The 15,828-nt window shown below is 68.8% G+C and carries 15 protein-coding genes; 5 read left to right on the plus strand and 10 right to left on the minus strand.

The window, feature by feature from the left end; all coding sequences use genetic code 11:
• Positions 1–57: 57 nt before the first annotated feature.
• The 4 genes from ACFWRO_RS27720 to ACFWRO_RS27735 all read right to left on the minus strand — a co-directional run bounded on the left by ACFWRO_RS27720 (position 58) and on the right by ACFWRO_RS27735 (position 4,226).
• Positions 58–1,683: a cytochrome bc complex cytochrome b subunit gene (locus ACFWRO_RS27720; RefSeq protein WP_384514326.1), complete on the minus strand. Its 1,626-nt coding sequence runs from the start codon at positions 1,681–1,683 to the stop codon at positions 58–60.
• Entirely contained in the window at positions 1,680–2,732 is a 1,053-nt protein-coding gene (locus tag ACFWRO_RS27725) for a Rieske 2Fe-2S domain-containing protein (protein ID WP_384514329.1), read from the minus strand. Before ACFWRO_RS27725 ends, ACFWRO_RS27720 begins: the two co-directional genes overlap by 4 nt.
• A complete protein-coding gene (locus tag ACFWRO_RS27730) occupies positions 2,729–3,538 on the minus strand; it encodes a c-type cytochrome (protein ID WP_384514332.1) in 810 nt (269 codons plus the stop codon). Before ACFWRO_RS27730 ends, ACFWRO_RS27725 begins: the two co-directional genes overlap by 4 nt.
• 67 nt (positions 3,539–3,605) lie before the next feature.
• On the minus strand, positions 3,606–4,226 hold the full coding sequence (locus ACFWRO_RS27735) for a heme-copper oxidase subunit III (protein ID WP_384514335.1): 621 nt from the start codon (positions 4,224–4,226) through the stop codon (positions 3,606–3,608).
• Positions 4,227–4,403: 177 nt separating this feature from the next.
• Between ACFWRO_RS27735 and ACFWRO_RS27740 the strand changes: the two genes are divergently transcribed.
• On the plus strand, positions 4,404–4,805 hold the full coding sequence (locus ACFWRO_RS27740) for a hypothetical protein (RefSeq protein WP_384514339.1): 402 nt from the start codon (positions 4,404–4,406) through the stop codon (positions 4,803–4,805).
• 15 nt (positions 4,806–4,820) lie between these two features.
• Here the strand turns inward: ACFWRO_RS27740 and ACFWRO_RS27745 are convergent, their stop codons facing one another.
• From ACFWRO_RS27745 to coxB, 4 genes are all read right to left on the minus strand, one after another.
• Positions 4,821–6,074 (minus strand): Ig-like domain-containing protein, encoded by a 1,254-nt coding sequence (locus tag ACFWRO_RS27745; RefSeq protein WP_384514342.1) that lies wholly within the window; start codon positions 6,072–6,074, stop codon positions 4,821–4,823.
• Between the two features lie 123 nt (positions 6,075–6,197).
• Positions 6,198–6,596 (minus strand): cytochrome c oxidase subunit 4, encoded by a 399-nt coding sequence (locus ACFWRO_RS27750; RefSeq protein ID WP_384514345.1) that lies wholly within the window; start codon positions 6,594–6,596, stop codon positions 6,198–6,200.
• Entirely contained in the window at positions 6,593–8,335 is a 1,743-nt protein-coding gene (gene ctaD / locus ACFWRO_RS27755) for a cytochrome c oxidase subunit I (protein ID WP_384514348.1), read from the minus strand. The genes ACFWRO_RS27750 and ctaD overlap by 4 nt, the downstream gene beginning before the upstream one ends.
• Positions 8,332–9,327, minus strand: coding sequence for a cytochrome c oxidase subunit II (gene coxB, locus ACFWRO_RS27760; RefSeq protein WP_384514351.1), 996 nt, complete (start codon positions 9,325–9,327; stop codon positions 8,332–8,334). The genes ctaD and coxB overlap by 4 nt, the downstream gene beginning before the upstream one ends.
• Positions 9,328–9,615: 288 nt before the next feature.
• Between coxB and ACFWRO_RS27765 the strand changes: the two genes are divergently transcribed.
• Positions 9,616–11,001: a cysteine desulfurase/sulfurtransferase TusA family protein gene (locus ACFWRO_RS27765; protein ID WP_384514354.1), complete on the plus strand. Its 1,386-nt coding sequence runs from the start codon at positions 9,616–9,618 to the stop codon at positions 10,999–11,001.
• Positions 11,002–11,036: 35 nt separating this feature from the next.
• Here ACFWRO_RS27765 and ACFWRO_RS27770 read toward each other — a convergent pair whose 3' ends face one another.
• Positions 11,037–12,011: a carbohydrate kinase family protein gene (locus tag ACFWRO_RS27770; RefSeq protein ID WP_384514357.1), complete on the minus strand. Its 975-nt coding sequence runs from the start codon at positions 12,009–12,011 to the stop codon at positions 11,037–11,039.
• 132 nt (positions 12,012–12,143) lie between these two features.
• Between ACFWRO_RS27770 and ACFWRO_RS27775 the strand changes: the two genes are divergently transcribed.
• Positions 12,144–12,350 carry a hypothetical protein gene (locus ACFWRO_RS27775; RefSeq protein WP_384514360.1) on the plus strand — a complete coding sequence of 69 codons (207 nt, stop codon included), beginning with the start codon at positions 12,144–12,146 and terminating at the stop codon, positions 12,348–12,350.
• An 86-nt stretch (positions 12,351–12,436) separates the two neighbouring features.
• On the plus strand, positions 12,437–13,882 hold the full coding sequence (locus ACFWRO_RS27780) for a hypothetical protein (protein WP_384514363.1): 1,446 nt from the start codon (positions 12,437–12,439) through the stop codon (positions 13,880–13,882).
• A 99-nt stretch (positions 13,883–13,981) separates the two neighbouring features.
• Here the strand turns inward: ACFWRO_RS27780 and ACFWRO_RS27785 are convergent, their stop codons facing one another.
• Positions 13,982–14,338 carry an iron-sulfur cluster assembly accessory protein gene (locus ACFWRO_RS27785; RefSeq protein ID WP_205375817.1) on the minus strand — a complete coding sequence of 119 codons (357 nt, stop codon included), beginning with the start codon at positions 14,336–14,338 and terminating at the stop codon, positions 13,982–13,984.
• Between the two features lie 264 nt (positions 14,339–14,602).
• On the opposite strand from ACFWRO_RS27785, the gene nadA reads away from it, so the two are divergent.
• Positions 14,603–15,784 (plus strand): quinolinate synthase NadA, encoded by a 1,182-nt coding sequence (nadA, locus tag ACFWRO_RS27790; protein WP_384514367.1) that lies wholly within the window; start codon positions 14,603–14,605, stop codon positions 15,782–15,784.
• The last annotated feature ends 44 nt before the right edge of the window (positions 15,785–15,828 follow it).

Genomic DNA, 15,828 nt, shown 5'->3' on the forward strand with positions numbered 1-15,828 from the left:
TCCATCGAATGGACGGGGCTCTCGCTGTGGCGACCTTGTGGTCAGGCGATCAGGTGATCAGTGGTGGCCGTGGCCGCTCGTGATCTCCTTGTACTCCTCGGCGGTCGGCTTGGCGATCTGGTGGTCCTCGCCGTAGTAGCCCTTGCTGAGCTTGACGCGGAGCTTCTCCATGCGGCCGACCTTGCGCTCGACGCCGTTCTCGTCGACCAGCGGGCCGAGCTCGGCCGGCTGGTTCTGCTCGTGCGCCGTGAGCCTGTACAGCTCGCCCTGGCTGAGCGGCTGGTGGACCTCGACGAACTCACCGTGCGGCAGGCGCTTGATGATGCCGGACTCGCGTCCGTGCAGCACCTTGTCCTTGTCCCGGCGCTGGAGGCCGAGGCAGATCCGCTTGGTCACGATGAACGCGATGACCGGTCCGACGAAGAAGAAGATCCGGACGAACCAGGTGATCGAGTTCAGCGACAGGTGGAAGTGGGTGGCCCAGAGGTCGTTTCCACCACCGACGAGCATGATCATGTACGCGGTGATCCAGGCGACACCGAAGCCGGTGCGCGTCGGAGCGTTGCGCGGGCGCTGCGCGATGTGGTGCTCGCGCTTGTCGCCGGTGATCCAGGACTCGATGAACGGGTAGACCGCGATGGCCGCGAGGACCGCCGGGAAGATCGCCAGCGGGATCATCACGCCCAGGACGAGCGTGTGGCCCCAGAGGTTGATCTCCCAGCCCGGCATCACACGGATCAGACCCTCGGCGAAGCCCATGTACCAGTCGGGCTGGGCGCCGGTGGACACCTGGTCCGGGCGGTACGGGCCGAGCGCCCAGATCGGGTTGATCGAGGCGATCGCCGCGATGATCGCGATGACACCGAAGACCAGGAAGAAGAAGCCTCCGGCCTTGGCCATGTAGACCGGCAGCAGCGGCATGCCCACGACGTTCTTGTTCGTACGGCCGGGGCCCTCGAACTGCGTGTGCTTGTGGTAGAAGACCAGGATCAGGTGGGCGACCACCAGACCCAGCATGATGCCGGGCAGCAGCAGGACGTGCGCCGAGTAGAACCGGGCGACGAAGTCGCCGCCGGGGAACTCCCCGCCGAACAGGAACATCGACAGGTACGTGCCGATGACCGGCACGGACAGGATCGCGCCCTGCATGAAGCGGACACCGGTGCCGGAGAGCAGGTCGTCCGGGAGCGAGTAACCGGTGAAGCCGGTGAACATGCCCAGGAAGAACAGCAGGAAGCCGAACAGCCAGTTGATCTCACGCGGCTTGCGGAACGCGCCCGTGAAGAACACGCGCATCATGTGCACGAACATGCCGGCGAGGAAGATCAGCGCCGCCCAGTGGTGGATCTGCCGGATGAGCAGGCCACCGCGCACATCGAAGGAGATGTGCATGGTCGAGTTGAACGCCTCGGACATCAGCTGACCCTGCAGCGGGATGTAGCTGCCGTGGTACTCCACCTCGTTCATCGACGGGTGGAAGAACAGCGTCAGGTACACACCCGTGAGGATGATGATGAGGAAGCTGTAGAGGCAGATCTCACCCAGCATGAAGGACCAGTGGTCCGGGAAGATCTTCCGCATGTTGGCCTTGGCCAGGGAGTAGATCCCCAGGCGGCCGTCGGCCCAGTCGGCGACCCGCTCACCGGCGGGTGCCTTCTTCTTCGAATCGGTCACAGTGCTCATCCGCGCTCCCAGAAGGACGGGCCGACGGGCTCGTCGAAGTCGCCGAGCGCCTCCAGGTTGCCCTTGTCGTTCACACCGATCCGCAGCTGCGGAAGGGCGTGACCGGCCGGGCCGAAGATGACGCGGGCGCCGTCGGAGAGGTCGAAGGTGGACTGGTGGCACGGGCAGAGCACGTGGTGGGTCTGCTGCTCGTACAGCGAGATCGGGCAGCCGACGTGGGTGCAGATCTTCGAGAAGGCGACGATGCCCTCGTGCGACCACTCCAGCTCGCGCTTGTCCTTGATGTCCTCCGGCTGAATCCGGACGATCATCAGGGCGGCCTTGGCGATCTGGACCTGGAAGTCGTGGTCGTGCTCCGTGAGGCCCTCGGGCATCGCGAAGGTCAGCGAACCGACGGCGACGTCCTCGGGACGCAGCGGCTCGTGCGTGTTCATGTTGATGAGCTGCTTGCCGTCGGCCCACAGGGTGGACCGGAGCTTCTTCTCGGGCAGCGGGCCCATGTCACGCAGCAGCACGATGCCGGAGAGCGGTACGAGCGTCAGCGCGCCGAACATCGTGTTGCGGATGAGCTTGCGGCGGCCCATGCCGGACTCGGCGGCACCGGCCGCGAAGTCCGCCATGACCTTCGCCTTGGTCTCCGGCGACGCCTGGATCGCGTGGCGCTCGTCGGCGATCTCCACGTCGGACATCAGGGTGCGGGCCCAGTGGACCGCGCCCGCGCCGATGAAGAACAGCGCCAGGCCGAGCGTCCATCCCAGGGCGAAGTTGAGCGCGCTCACCCGGCCGAACGGCCAGATGTAGACGATCTTGTCGACCGGGAAGATCACGTACGAGGCGATGAAGCCAACGGTGGCCAGCATCGACAGCGTGAACATGAAGGCGACCGCACGCTCGGACCGCCTGGCGGCCCGCTCGTCGATGTCCTGGATGCGCGGCTTGTGGGGCGGGAGGCCCGGGTCCGCGAACGGGTCGTCGAGGACCTTCACCGCGCCGTGCGCGGTGTCCTGCTCTGCGGGCAGGTTCTCTTCTGGAATCTCTTGGCTACTCATGACTTCTTGGCCTTAGCGGTGTGGGCCGCGACCCAGACGGCAACTGCGATCAGCGCACCCAGACCGAACACCCACGCGAACAGACCCTCGCTGACGGGGCCGAGGCCGCCGAGGCTGAGCCCGCCGGGGCTGTCGGCCTTCTCGCCGTTGACAGCCTGGACGTACGCGATGATGTCCTTCTTCTCCTTCTCCGGCATGGTCGTGTCGGGGAAGGACGGCATGTTCTGCGGGCCGGTCTGCATGGCCTCGTACAGGTGCTTCGGGCTCACGCCTTCGAGGTTCGGGGCGTACTTGCCGTGTGTCAGCGCGCCGCCCTCACCGGTGAAGTTGTGGCACTGGGCACAGTTGGAGCGGAACAGGTCGCCACCACGGGCGATGTCGGCGCCGTCGGGGCTGTACTGGCCCTCGGTCGGTGTGATCGGGCCGGCGCCGAGGGAGGCGATGTACGCCGCGAGCTGATCGATCTCAGCCTGCGAGTAGATGACCTTCTTCTTCGGCACCTGGGCGCCCGGCTGCTGGGCCGGCATACGGCCCGTGCCGACCTGGAAGTCCACGGCCGCCGAACCCACGCCGACCAGGGACGGGCCGTCAGTGGTGCCCTGACCGCCGGTTCCGTGGCAGCTGGCGCAGCCGACGGCGTAGAGCTTCTTGCCCTCCTCGATGGCGAGGGACTGGGCGGTTTCATCGGCCTTCGCCGTGCCCGTGGGCGCGAACGCGGTGTACAGCCCCCCGGTGGCCGCCAGCGCGAGGAGTAGGACGACGACCGCCGCCAGCGGATGGCGTCGTCGTGCGGAGAGCTTTTTCACGGATTACCCCGGTGTCAGGATCTTCTGCGTCGATGCTTGCTGGATGTGCTCGGGTCCCGGGACCCGATTACTTGATCATGTAGATCGTGGCGAAGAGGCCGATCCAGACGACATCGACGAAGTGCCAGTAGTAGGACACGACGATGGCGGCGGTTGCCTGCTCGTGAGTGAACCTCTTGGCGGCGTACGTCCGGCCCAGGACCAGCAGGAAGGCGATGAGACCGCCCGTCACGTGCAGGCCGTGGAAGCCGGTGGTCAGGTAGAACACCGAGCCGTACGGGTCCGACGAGAGCGAGAGCCCCTCGTGCTTGACCAGCTCGGTGTACTCGAACACCTGGCCGCCGATGAAGATCGCACCCATCACGAACGTGATGATGAACCACGTCCGGAGCTTCTTCACATCGCCCCGCTCCGCGGCGAAGACGCCGAGCTGGCAGGTGAGGGAGGAGAGCACCAGGATCGTGGTGTTGGTCGCCGAGAACGGGAGGTTCAAGGCGTCGGCCTTTTCCGTCCAGAACTCGGGGCCGGTCACCGACCGCAGGGTGAAGTACATCGCGAAGAGGGCCGCGAAGAACATCAGCTCGGAACTCAACCAGATGATGGTTCCGACGCTGGTGAGGTTCGGTCGATTGACCGACGGGTGCGCGTGCCCGGTTTCTACTGTCGTTACTGTCGCCACGACCGACATTATGTCGGTCGCTTATCCCGCCCTCACTCCCGGGGGTGCCGTTCGGAGTGTCAGGGGCCTCTGTCCAGCCCGAACGGCCCATCGAAGTGGCCTCCCAACCGGTGTCGTACCGGTGTTGACGGGGTGTGGGACGGAGTAGCATCCCGCGCATCGGTTGATGACCTTCACGGAGGAACGATGCAGTCGAGCGCCACGGTCCTGGTCTACAGCGACAACGCGAACACGCGGGAACAGGTACGGCTGGCCGCGGGTCGCAGGCCCGCGGCCGACGTTCCGCCGGTCGAGTTCATCGAGTGCGCGACACTCCCGGCCGTGCTCGCACGCCTCGAGGAGGGCGGGATCGACGCCTGCGTCCTGGACGGCGAGGCCGTGCCCGCGGGCGGGATGGGCGTCTGCCGGCAGATCAAGGACGAGGTCTTCCGCTGCCCGCCGGTGCTGCTCCTGATCGGCCGCCCGCAGGACGCCTGGCTGGCGACCTGGAGCCGGGCGGACGCCGCGGTCACTCTTCCGGTGGAACCTGTCGAGTTCGCGGCGGCCCTGGCGGGTCTGCTGCGCGAGCGCCTGTCCATCGACGCGTAACGGCGCCGGAGGGCCCTAGACAAGGGGCTTGAGGCGGCTCGGGTCGGGCTCGTGGGCGGCGCTCTTGGCGTCGGCCACCAGGGCGCTGCCCTGGCGCCACTTGTTCCACTCCAGGTTCCAGTCGCCGAAGCCGTTGCCGAAGGTGTCCATCGTGTCGCCGTAGCTGTTGACGGTCTGCACGATGTCGCCGGGGCGGACGGTCTCGAAGAACCAGGCCGCGTTCCCCGTCGACATGCCGACACAGCCGTGGCTGACGTTCGCCACGCCCTGCGAGCCGACGGACCAGGGCGCGGCATGGACGTACTCACCGCTCCAGGTGACCCGGGTGGCGTAGTAGACGGGCAGGTCGTACGACTCCGAGCTGCCCTCCGCGATGCCGACGCTGGTACCGCGCATCCGTACGAAGTACTCCTTGCCGAGCACGACCTTGATGCCGTTTCGGGTGGAGAAGCCCGGTTTGCCGGTGGTCACCGGAATGGTATTGATCACTTCTCCGTTGCGCCGCACGGTCATGTAGTGCGAGCCGGCGTCCGCGACGGCCTCGATCCGGTCGCCGATCGTCAGCTTGAGCGGCTTCGAATCGCCGCCGTAGAGCTTGTCGCCGACCTTGACGCCCGCGAGGTTGCCGGTGACGGTGATCGCCGCGCCCGTGGGCCAGTACTCCTTCGGGCGGAAGTGCAGCTTCTTGTCGTCCACCCAGTGCCAGGAGCCCTGGACGGCCGGCGTGGAGCGCACCTTCAGGGCCCGTTCGACCACCGCGCGGGCCTTGCGGTCCTTCACGGGGAGGCTGAGGTCGGCCGTGATGGGCTGCCCGACGCCGTACTTGCCCGCCTCCGGGCCGAACGCGACGGTCAGGGCCCGCTTGGCCGGGGCGGTCTCGAAGGTGAACGTACGGGTGCCTGGGGCGCCGTCCTCGTCCTCCACCAAGACCTTGACGGTGTAGCGGGCGCCGGCCGTCAGGGAGCCCGTGGAGCGCCAGAGGTGGCCGTCGGCGGTCAGTTCGCCGGCCAGGTGGTGCCCGGTCGCGTCGACGGCCGTGACGTCGGTGATACGGCCGTCGGAGCCCTTGGCCGTGATCTCCAGCGCCTTGTCCGGGTCGGCCTTCTTGCTGCCCTCGGGGGCGCTGAAGGAGACCTGCTCCGCCGCGTCGTACGGCTTCGCCGAGAGCGGATGGCCGTCGCTGCCCGCGCAGGCGCCCGCGCCCACGCTGACGAGGAGGGCCAAAAGAGTGCAGCTCAGAACAGTCCGAATGCGCGGCGTGTCGTTCATGACATCACCGTAAGAACATTCCGGCCGACCAGCGCGTCGAGTACTGCAAACGAGGGGCCCGGACACTTCGTGGCGACGAAGTGTCCGGGCCCCTCGGGGTGTTACGGGGTGAAGCGGGTGGTGCTACTGGTTCTGGTTCTCACCGCGGTAGAACTCGAACACCCAGCCGAACAGGCCGACCAGGATCAGCGGAGCCGAGAAGTACAGGATCCACCAGCCCATCGCGACGGCGAGGAAGGCGAGCGCACCACCGGTGGCCAGCGAGAGCGGCTGCCAGCTGTGGGGGGCGAAGAAGCCCACCTCGCCGGCCTCGTCCGCGACGTCGGCCTCCTTGTCGTCCTGCGCCATCGCGTCGACCCGCCGGGCCGTGAAGGCCAGGTAGTAGCCGATCATGATGGCGAGGCCGAAGGCCAGGAAGAGCGCCGTGGTGCCGACCGGCTCCTTCGACCACACGCCATAGAGGATCGCCATGGCGAGGATGAAGACGCTCAGCCAGATGAACATCTTGCCCTGGATCTTCACTTGCCGGCCTCCTTGCTGCTGCCGGCGGTGAGAGCCTCGGCCTCGTGCGGCTTGTTCTCCAGCTGGTCGACCGCCGCGATCTCAGGGTGGTGCAGGTCGAACGCCGGGGATTCGGAACGGATCCGCGGCAGGGTGAGGAAGTTGTGCCGCGGCGGCGGGCAGGAGGTCGCCCACTCCAGCGAACGGCCGTAGCCCCACGGGTCGTCGACCTCGATCTTCTTGCCGTACTTTGCGGTCTTCCAGACGTTGTACATGAACGGCAGGATCGACAGGCCGAGCAGGAACGAGGAGATCGTCGAGATCGTGTTCAGCGCGGTGAAGCCGTCGGCGTCGAGGTAGTCCGCGTAACGACGCGGCATGCCCTCGGCTCCGAGCCAGTGCTGCACCAGGAACGTGCCGTGGAAGCCGATGAACAGCGTCCAGAACGTCATCTTGCCGAGCCGCTCGTCCAGCATCTTGCCGGTGAACTTCGGCCACCAGAAGTGGAAGCCGGCGAACATCGCGAAGACCACGGTGCCGAAGACGACGTAGTGGAAGTGCGCGACGACGAAGTACGAGTCGGAGACGTGGAAGTCCATCGGCGGCGAGGCCAGGATCACGCCGGTCAGACCACCGAAGGTGAAGGTGACCAGGAAGCCGATCGTCCAGAGCATCGGTGTCTCGAAGGACAACGAGCCCTTCCACATCGTTCCGATCCAGTTGAAGAACTTCACGCCGGTCGGTACGGCGATGAGGAACGTCATGAAGGAGAAGAACGGTAGGAGCACGCCTCCGGTGACGTACATGTGGTGGGCCCACACCGTCACGGAGAGACCGGCGATCGCGATGGTCGCGGCGATCAGACCGATGTAGCCGAACATCGGCTTGCGGCTGAAGACCGGGATCACTTCGGAGACGATGCCGAAGAACGGCAGGGCGATGATGTACACCTCTGGGTGTCCGAAGAACCAGAAGAGGTGCTGCCAGAGCAAGGCGCCGCCGTTGGCCGCGTCGAAGACGTGGGCACCGAACTTGCGGTCCGCCTCGAGGGCGAACAGCGCGGCCGCGAGGACCGGGAAGGCGAGCAGGACCAGGACACCGGTCAGCAGCACGTTCCAGGTGAAGATCGGCATGCGGAACATCGTCATGCCCGGAGCGCGCATGCAGATGATCGTGGTGATGAAGTTGACCGAGCCGAGGATCGTGCCGAAGCCGGAGAAGGCCAGACCCATGATCCACATGTCGGCGCCGACACCCGGCGAGCGGACGGCGTCCGACAGCGGGGAGTAGGCGAACCAGCCGAAGTCGGCCGCACCCTGCGGGGTGAGGAAGCCGGCCACCGCGATGATCGAGCCGAAGAGGTACAGCCAGTACGCGAACATGTTCAGCCGCGGGAACGCCACGTCGGGCGCGCCGATCTGCAGCGGCATGATCCAGTTCGCGAATCCGGCGAACAGCGGCGTCGCGAACATCAGCAGCATGATCGTGCCGTGCATCGTGAACGCCTGGTTGAACTGCTCGTTCGACATGATCTGCGTACCCGGACGGGCCAGCTCGGCGCGCATGAAGAGCGCCATGAGTCCGCCGATGCAGAAGAAGACGAACGACGTGACCAGGTACAGCGTGCCGATCGTCTTGTGGTCGGTGGTGGTCAGCCACTTCACCACGACATTGCCGGGCTGCTTGCGGCGTACCGGGAGCTCGTTCTCGTACGAGTCCTCAGCCGCGGCCGCACCCTGGGGTTCGTTGAGGATGCTCACAGTTGGTTCTTCTCCGCATTCCTGGCCGGGTCCGTCTGCTCAATGCCCGACGGGATGTAGCCGGTCTGCCCCTTCTCCGCCAGCTCCTTCAGGTGCTGCTGGTAGCGCTCCGGAGAGACCACCTTGACGTTGAAGAGCATCCGGGAGTGGTCCACGCCACAGAGCTCGGCGCACTTGCCCATGAAGGTGCCCTCCTGGGTAGGAGTCACCTCGAAGACATTGGTGTGACCCGGGATGACGTCCTGCTTGAACAGGAAGGGGACCACCCAGAAGGAGTGGATGACGTCACGGGAGGTCAGGACGAACCGGACCTTCTCGCCCTTCGGCAGCCACAGGGTCGGACCCGGGTTGCCGGTCTGCGGGTTCCGGTCACCGGGGATACCGGCGTCGTAGACACCGCCGGCGTTCGCCGGGAAGTCGTCCTGGTACTTGTCCGGGATCGCGTCGAGGTTCGGGGCGATCTGGGCGTCGCCCTTCACTCCGGGCACGTTCTCGACGTAGTTGAAGCCCCAGCTCCACTGGTAGCCGACCACGTTGATCGTGTGGGCCGGCTTGTCGGAGAGCGACAGGAGCTTGGACTCGTCGCGCGCCGTGAAGTAGAAGAGCACGGAGACGATGATGAGCGGGGTGACCGTGTACAGCGCCTCGATGGGCATGTTGTACCGCGTCTGCGGAGGTACCTCGACCTTGGTGCGGCTGCGCCGGTGGAAGATGACCGACCACAGGATCAGCCCCCAGACCAGCACGCCCGTGACGAGCGCCGCCGCCCACGAGCCCTGCCAGAGGGAGAGGATCGTGGGAGCCTCTTCCGTGACCGGGGTGGGCATTCCAAGGCGGGGGAAGTCTTCCCAGTTGTACGAGCAGCCGGTGGCTGTCGCCAGGATCAGGCCCGCAGTCAGCACCTGCGGCAGCTTCCGCCGCATCGGGCGCCGAGACGTGGGGGTACCACCCGCGCCTTGGGTGCGGGGGAGGTCGGAGCCGTTGGGACTCACGTAGCGCCTTCCCGAGAGTCTCGGCCCGCGCTGGTCGGCCACGCCCGTCCGTCTCGTGGTCGGTCGCCGCCCCGGCCGCGGGCAGGGGTTTGGATGTTTATGCGGACCAAACCCTACTGGACGCAATTTGGGGTCGCGCGGGGAGGGTGCCCAACGCGCCGTCCGACTCCCCGAAGGGGTGGACGCCGGGCTTCCGCCGGGCGGTCGCGACCCCCCGGACGTGGGGCGATCGGCGCTGCGGGCGGGGCATCTGACGGGGGATTACGGAGCGGGGGCTAGCGTGGTCCGGTGCCCTACTTCGACGCCGCCTCCTCCGCCCCGCTCCACCCCGTCGCCCGTCAGGCGCTGCTTGCCTCCCTCGACGAGGGCTGGGCCGACCCCGCCCGGCTGTACCGCGAGGGGCGGCGGGCCAGGATGCTGCTCGACGCGGCGCGGGAGGCCGCGGCGGAGGCGGTGGGCTGCCGCCCCGACGAGCTGGTGTTCACTCCTTCGGGGACAAGGGCGGTGCATTCCGGAATTTCCGGCGCGCTCGCGGGGCGTCGGCGTGTCGGGGCCGGTCTGGTGGTCTCGGCTGTCGAGCACTCGGCCGTCCTGCACGCGGGCGAGGCGCACGCGGCGGCCGGCGGGTCGTTGACGGAGGTTCCGGTGGGCCGGTCCGGCGCGGTGGAGGCGGCTGCCTTCGCGGCGGCCCTGGGGCCGGGGACGGCCCTTGCCTGTCTGCAGTCCGCCAACCACGAGGTGGGGACGGCGCAGCCGGTGGCCGAGGTCGCCGAGGCGTGCCGGGCGGCGGGCGTGCCGCTGCTCGTGGACGCGGCACAGTCGCTGGGCTGGGGACCTGTGGAGGGCGCCTGGTCGCTGCTCGCGGCGAGCGCGCACAAGTGGGGCGGCCCGGCGGGCGTGGGGCTGCTCGCGGTCCGCAAGGGTGTCCGTTTCGCCCCTCAAGGCCCTGCGGACGAGCGGGAGTCGGGGCGGGCGGCCGGCTTCGAGAACCTGCCGGCGATCGTGGCCGCGGCGGCCTCGCTGCGGGCGGTGCGGGCGGAGGCGGAGGCCGAGGGGGCCCGGCTGCGGGGTCTGGTGGACCGGATCAGGTCGCGGGTGCCGGAGCTGGTGCCGGACGTGGAGGTGGTGGGCGATCCGGTGCGCCGGCTCCCCCATCTCGTCACCTTCTCCTGTCTCTATGTCGACGGAGAGACCCTGTTGCACGAACTGGACCGGGAGGGTTTCTCCGTTTCGTCCGGTTCGTCGTGTACGAGTTCGACCCTGACGCCCAGCCATGTGCTGCGCGCCATGGGGGTGCTGAGCGAGGGGAACGTCCGGGTGTCGCTGCCGGTGGGCACGACGGAGGAGGACGTGGACCGCTTCCTGACCGTGCTGCCGGGCGTGGTCGCGGGGGTACGGGAGCGGCTCGGGGCGCCGGGGGCGGCCGCCACGGAGCCAGGCCCGTCCGGCTCGCTCGTGGTGGACGCGCTCGGCCGGCGCTGCCCGATCCCGGTGATCGAGCTGGCGAAGGTGATCGGCGACGTGCCGGTGGGCGGCACGGTCACGGTCCTCGCCGACGACGAGGCGGCCCGCCTGGACATCCCGGCCTGGTGCGAGATGCGCGGCCAGGAGTACGTGGGCGAGGAGCCGTCCCCGAAGGGCGGGGTGGCGTACGTGGTGCGGCGGGTGGCGTAGGGGCTCCGCCGCGGCGAAGCCCCTGGCGCGTCGCGTCAGCTCAGGTGCGTCTGGACCTCGGCCGCGGCCTCGTCGCCGTACGCCTTGGTGAAGCGCTCCATGAAGTTGGCGCGGCGCAGCGTGTACTCCTGGGTGCCCAGGGTCTCGATCACCAGCGTCGCGAGCATGCAGCCGACCTGGGCCGCGCGCTCCAGGCTGACGCCCCACGACAGACCGGTCAGGAAGCCGGCCCGGAAGGCGTCGCCGACGCCGGTCGGGTCGACCTTGGCGTCCTCCTCGGCGCAGCCGACCTCGATGGTCTCGCCGCCCACGCTCTCGATGCGGACACCGCGCGAGCCGAGGGTGGTGACCCGGTGGCCGACCCGGCCGAGGATCTCCTCGTCGCTCCAGCCCGTCTTGGACTCGATCAGGCCCTTCTCGTACTCGTTGGAGAAGAGGTACCTGGCGCCGTCCAGGAGCGTGCGGATCTCCTGGCCGTCCATCCGCGCGATCTGCTGGGAGAAGTCCGCCGCGAAGGCGATGCCCCGCGTCTTGCACTCCTCGGTGTGCCGCAGCATCGCCTCGGGGTCGTCGGCGCCGATCAGGACGAGGTCGAGGCCGCCCACGCGGTCGGCGACGGCCTTCAGCTCGATCTGCCGGGCCTCGCTCATCGCGCCCGTGTAGAAGGAGCCGATCTGGTTGTGGTCCTTGTCCGTGGTGCAGACGAAGCGGGCGGTGTGCAGGACCTCGGAGATCCGCACGGAGCCGGTGTCGACGCCGTGCCGGTCGAGCCAGGCGCGGTACTCGTCGAAGTCGTAACCGGCCGCACCCACCAGGATCGGGTTGCCGCCGAGCTGCCCCATGCCGAAGCAGATGTTCGGGCCCACGCCTCCCCGCCGGATGTCGAGGTTGTCGACGAGGAAGGAGAGGGAGACCGTGTGCAGCTGGTCCGCTACGAGCTGGTCTGCGAACCGGCCGGGGAAGGTCATGAGGTGGTCGGTGGCGATGGAGCCGGTGACTGCGATACGCACGGCTGGGCGCTCCTGCGGGACGGAAAGCGGTTGACAGTTCACGCTACCGGCTGGGAGGGACCCTGCCGAACAGTGGAAACTACCCCAGAGTAGGCCTTTTCCCCGGAGGCATGCCGTGCGTACGGTGCGCACATGTCCACGCAACCCGCTCCTCGCGAGCCTCAGGAGTCCGAGTTCAGCCTCGCCCAGCTGCGCGGCGCCAGCGCGCGCATGGCTCCGCACTGGGTGGTTCCGGCGGACGCCGCACCCGCCCGGGTCTCCCCCGCGGCGATCCACGGGGTCGTCGTGCCGCCCGCTTCGGCGCGGCTGATCGACGCCACGCCCGAATACGGCGCCTGAGGGACGGAACCGCTCGCACGTCCGTTCCGTCCCACTGATGTCTTCCGGGAGGCGTCCTCCCGGGTCAGGGACGAAGGAGCGATGCGGTGAGCGGTACGGAGAACCGGCGGACGCGGCCCCGGCCGCTCCTCGTGGCCTCGGTCGCGGCGGGCGTCCTGATCGTCGGGGGCGGCGGGGTGTACTTCGCGAACACCTCGGACGGCACCGGCACGCCGAGCGGCGCCCCCGCGGCGCCCCCGCCGCTGAGCCTGGACGCCTCGGGCGACGGCGCGAACCGGGACGGCGGTCCCGGCATCGCGCCCGGCGAGCCCGACCCGAGCGGCGGCGGAGCCGTCTACAAGGCCAAGGGCCCACTCCCCAAGGGGCCCTCCTCGGCCGCGGTCCACCGGCCCGAGGGCCGGGTCACCTCGGCGGAGGTGACCCGGCTGGCCAAGGCCCTGGGCATCGCGGGCACACCGCGCCTCGAGGGCGAGGTCTGGAAGCTCGCGCCGGAGAAGGACGGCTCGGGGCTGCGGCTCGACGTGTCGGCCGAGGCGCCGGGCAGCTGGACGTTCGCGCGGTACGACGGGGGTCCGGTCGGCGACACCTGCCTCAAGGGCAAGGCCTGCCCGCCCCCGGGAGAGGCGGAGTCGCCGAAGGGTGGCCCCGTGAGCGAGGCGGCGGCGCGGGCGGCGGCCGCTCCGGTCCTGAAGGCGGTCGGCCAGGACGACGCGAAGGTGGACGCGAGCCAGCTCATGGGCTCGCTCCGGGTGGTCAACGCCGACCCGGTCGTGGGCGGGCTGCCGACGTACGGCTGGTCGACCGGGATCCAGGTCGGCCCCGGCGGTGAACTGGCCTCCGGCAGCGGGCAGTTGAAGGAGCCGGCCAAGGCGGTCGAGTATCCGGTGGTCGGCGCCGAGAAGGCTCTGGAGGAGCTGAACAGGTCGGCCGTTCCGGGCTCGATCGGCATCGGCGGCTGCGCGACGGCCCCGCCGGCCGGGAACGCGCCCGCCGGGGACACGGCGGCCGAGCCGACCGTGCCGTGCGAGCCGAGGAACGAGCCGCGCGAGCTGGCCGTGACGGGCGCGGTCTTCGGGCTCGCCTCGCAGTTCGTGGACGGCGAGCGGGCCCTCGTACCGTCGTGGCTCTTCCAGGTGGAGGCGGAGGCCGGGGCGAAGCCCCACACGGTCGTGCGCACGGCGGTGGCGCCGGAGCATCTGGCGCCCCCGGCGAAGCCGACGCCCACCCCGACCACGAAGCCGGACCAGGGTGAGGGCACGGCGCCCGCGCGGCAGATCCAGTCGTACCGGGTGGACGGGGCCGGCACGAAGCTGTCGGTGACCTTCTGGGGCGGGGTGTGCAGCACGTACACGGCGACGGCCGAGGAGAGCGCCGCCAAGGTCTCCGTACGGATCACGGAGAAGGCGATCGACCCTGACCGGGCGTGCATCGCCATCGCGGTGGAGGTGACCCGGACGGTGACCCTGGAGCAGCCGCTCGGCGGCCGGGCGGTCGTGGACGCGGCGAGCGGGGAGCCCGTACCGAGGACGTGACCCGAGACGCCCCGAGAAGGGCCCTGAGAGGCGTCCTGAGAAGCGCGAAGGCGGCCGCCCGGAGTCCGGGCGGCCGCCTTCGGCGTACTGCTCTGAGGCTTAGCTGAACGAGTCGCCGCAGGCGCAGGAGCCCGTGGCGTTCGGGTTGTCGATCGTGAAGCCCTGCTTCTCGATCGTGTCGACGAAGTCGATGGAGGCGCCGCCCAGGTACGGGGCGCTCATGCGGTCGGTGACGACCTTGACGCCGTCGAAGTCCTTGACGACGTCGCCGTCGAGCGAACGCTCGTCGAAGAAGAGCTGGTAGCGCAGGCCGGAGCAGCCGCCGGGCTGTACGGCGACGCGCAGCGCCAGATCGTCGCGGCCTTCCTGGTCGAGCAGGGCCTTGACCTTGCCCGCGGCGGCGTCAGACAGGAGGATGCCGTCGCTGACAGTGGTCTTCTCGTCCGATACGGACATCTGCTTCTCTCCCGGGTTGTACGGAGACGGAGACTGCTTGCCGACGGTTCCAACCAGCGGGGCCCCGGATTCATTCCGGGCGAGGCTCGGCTTCGCGTCGTTGTCCCTTTCATGCTCGCACACCCGCTCGCGGACCCGGAGCGAGCGCCCGCGCGCACTCGAACTCGTCACATCGACACTATGGCCATCGTCAAACTGACGTGAAGCGGTTATGATAGATAGCGTCATTTAGACGAAAAGCCAGCTCTTCCGCAGAAAGAAAGGGTGCGTGACGTGACCACCGCCCAGCCCCTGGACGTCCAGCCGACGCCGCTCGCCCTGCTGCTGCTCGGCCGCGAGGCCGACCCGAAGAGCGAGCGCGGGGTGGAGTGTCCCGGCGACCTCCCGTCTCCCTCCGACCCGGACCTGGTGGAGCGCGCGCGGGCCGCCAAGGAGAAGCTCGGGGACAAGGTGTTCGTCCTCGGCCACCACTACCAGCGCGACGAGGTCATCCAGTTCGCCGACGTCACCGGCGACTCGTTCAAGCTGGCGAAGGACGCGGCCGCGAAGCCGGAGGCCGAGTACATCGTCTTCTGCGGTGTGCACTTCATGGCCGAGTCGGCCGACATCCTCACCACGGACGACCAGAAGGTCGTGCTGCCGGACCTCGCGGCCGGCTGCTCGATGGCCGACATGGCCACCGCCGAGCAGGTCGCCGAGTGCTGGGACGTGCTGACCGAGGCCGGCGTCGCCGAGCAGGTCGTGCCCGTCTCGTACATGAACTCCTCGGCCGACATCAAGGCCTTCACGGGCAAGCACGGGGGCACGATCTGCACCTCGTCCAACGCCAAGCGGGCCCTGGACTGGGCCTTCGAGCAGGGCGAGAAGGTCCTGTTCCTGCCCGACCAGCACCTGGGCCGGAACACGGCCGTGCGCGAGATGGGCATGTCGCTGGACGACTGCGTCCTGTACAACCCGCACAAGCCGAACGGCGGCCTGACCGTCGAGGAGCTGCGGAACGCCAAGATGATCCTGTGGCGCGGGCACTGCTCGGTGCACGGCCGCTTCTCGCTGGACTCGGTCGAGGACGTACGGGCCCGGATCCCCGGGGTCAACGTGCTGGTCCACCCCGAGTGCAAGCACGAGGTCGTGGCGGCCGCGGACTACGTCGGCTCGACGGAGTACATCATCAAGACCCTGGAGGCGGCCCCGGCCGGCTCGAAGTGGGCGATCGGCACGGAGCTGAACCTGGTCCGCCGCGTGGCCAACGCGCACCCGGACAAGGAGGTCGTCTTCCTCGACAAGACGGTCTGCTTCTGCTCGACGATGAACCGGATCGACCTGCCGCACCTGGTGTGGGCGCTCGAGTCGCTGGCCGAGGGCAAGCTGGTCAACCGGATCCAGGTCGACAAGGAGACCGAGAGCTTCGCGAAGCTGGCGCTCGAGCGGATGCTCGCACTGCCGTAACCCGCGTCGTCCACGCCGGAGGCCCGGCTCGGCACCCAAGGTGC

This window comes from Streptomyces sp. NPDC058579 (assembly GCF_042718575.1).
Taxonomy (GTDB): Bacteria; Actinomycetota; Actinomycetes; order Streptomycetales; family Streptomycetaceae; genus Streptomyces.

Bases quoted from the DNA above. Each gene is read 5' to 3' on its own strand.
- ACFWRO_RS27725 (WP_384514329.1), bottom strand. From the start codon at position 2,732: ATGAGTAGCCAAGAGATTCCAGAAGAGAACCTGCCCGCAGAGCAGGAC.
- ACFWRO_RS27785 (WP_205375817.1), bottom strand. From the start codon at position 14,338: ATGTCCGTATCGGACGAGAAGACCACTGTCAGCGACGGCATCCTCCTG.
- ACFWRO_RS27775 (WP_384514360.1), top strand. From the start codon at position 12,144: ATGTCCACGCAACCCGCTCCTCGCGAGCCTCAGGAGTCCGAGTTCAGC.
- ACFWRO_RS27740 (WP_384514339.1), top strand. From the start codon at position 4,404: ATGCAGTCGAGCGCCACGGTCCTGGTCTACAGCGACAACGCGAACACG.
- ACFWRO_RS27720 (WP_384514326.1), bottom strand. From the start codon at position 1,683: ATGAGCACTGTGACCGATTCGAAGAAGAAGGCACCCGCCGGTGAGCGG.
- ACFWRO_RS27735 (WP_384514335.1), bottom strand. From the start codon at position 4,226: ATGTCGGTCGTGGCGACAGTAACGACAGTAGAAACCGGGCACGCGCAC.
- ACFWRO_RS27745 (WP_384514342.1), bottom strand. From the start codon at position 6,074: ATGAACGACACGCCGCGCATTCGGACTGTTCTGAGCTGCACTCTTTTG.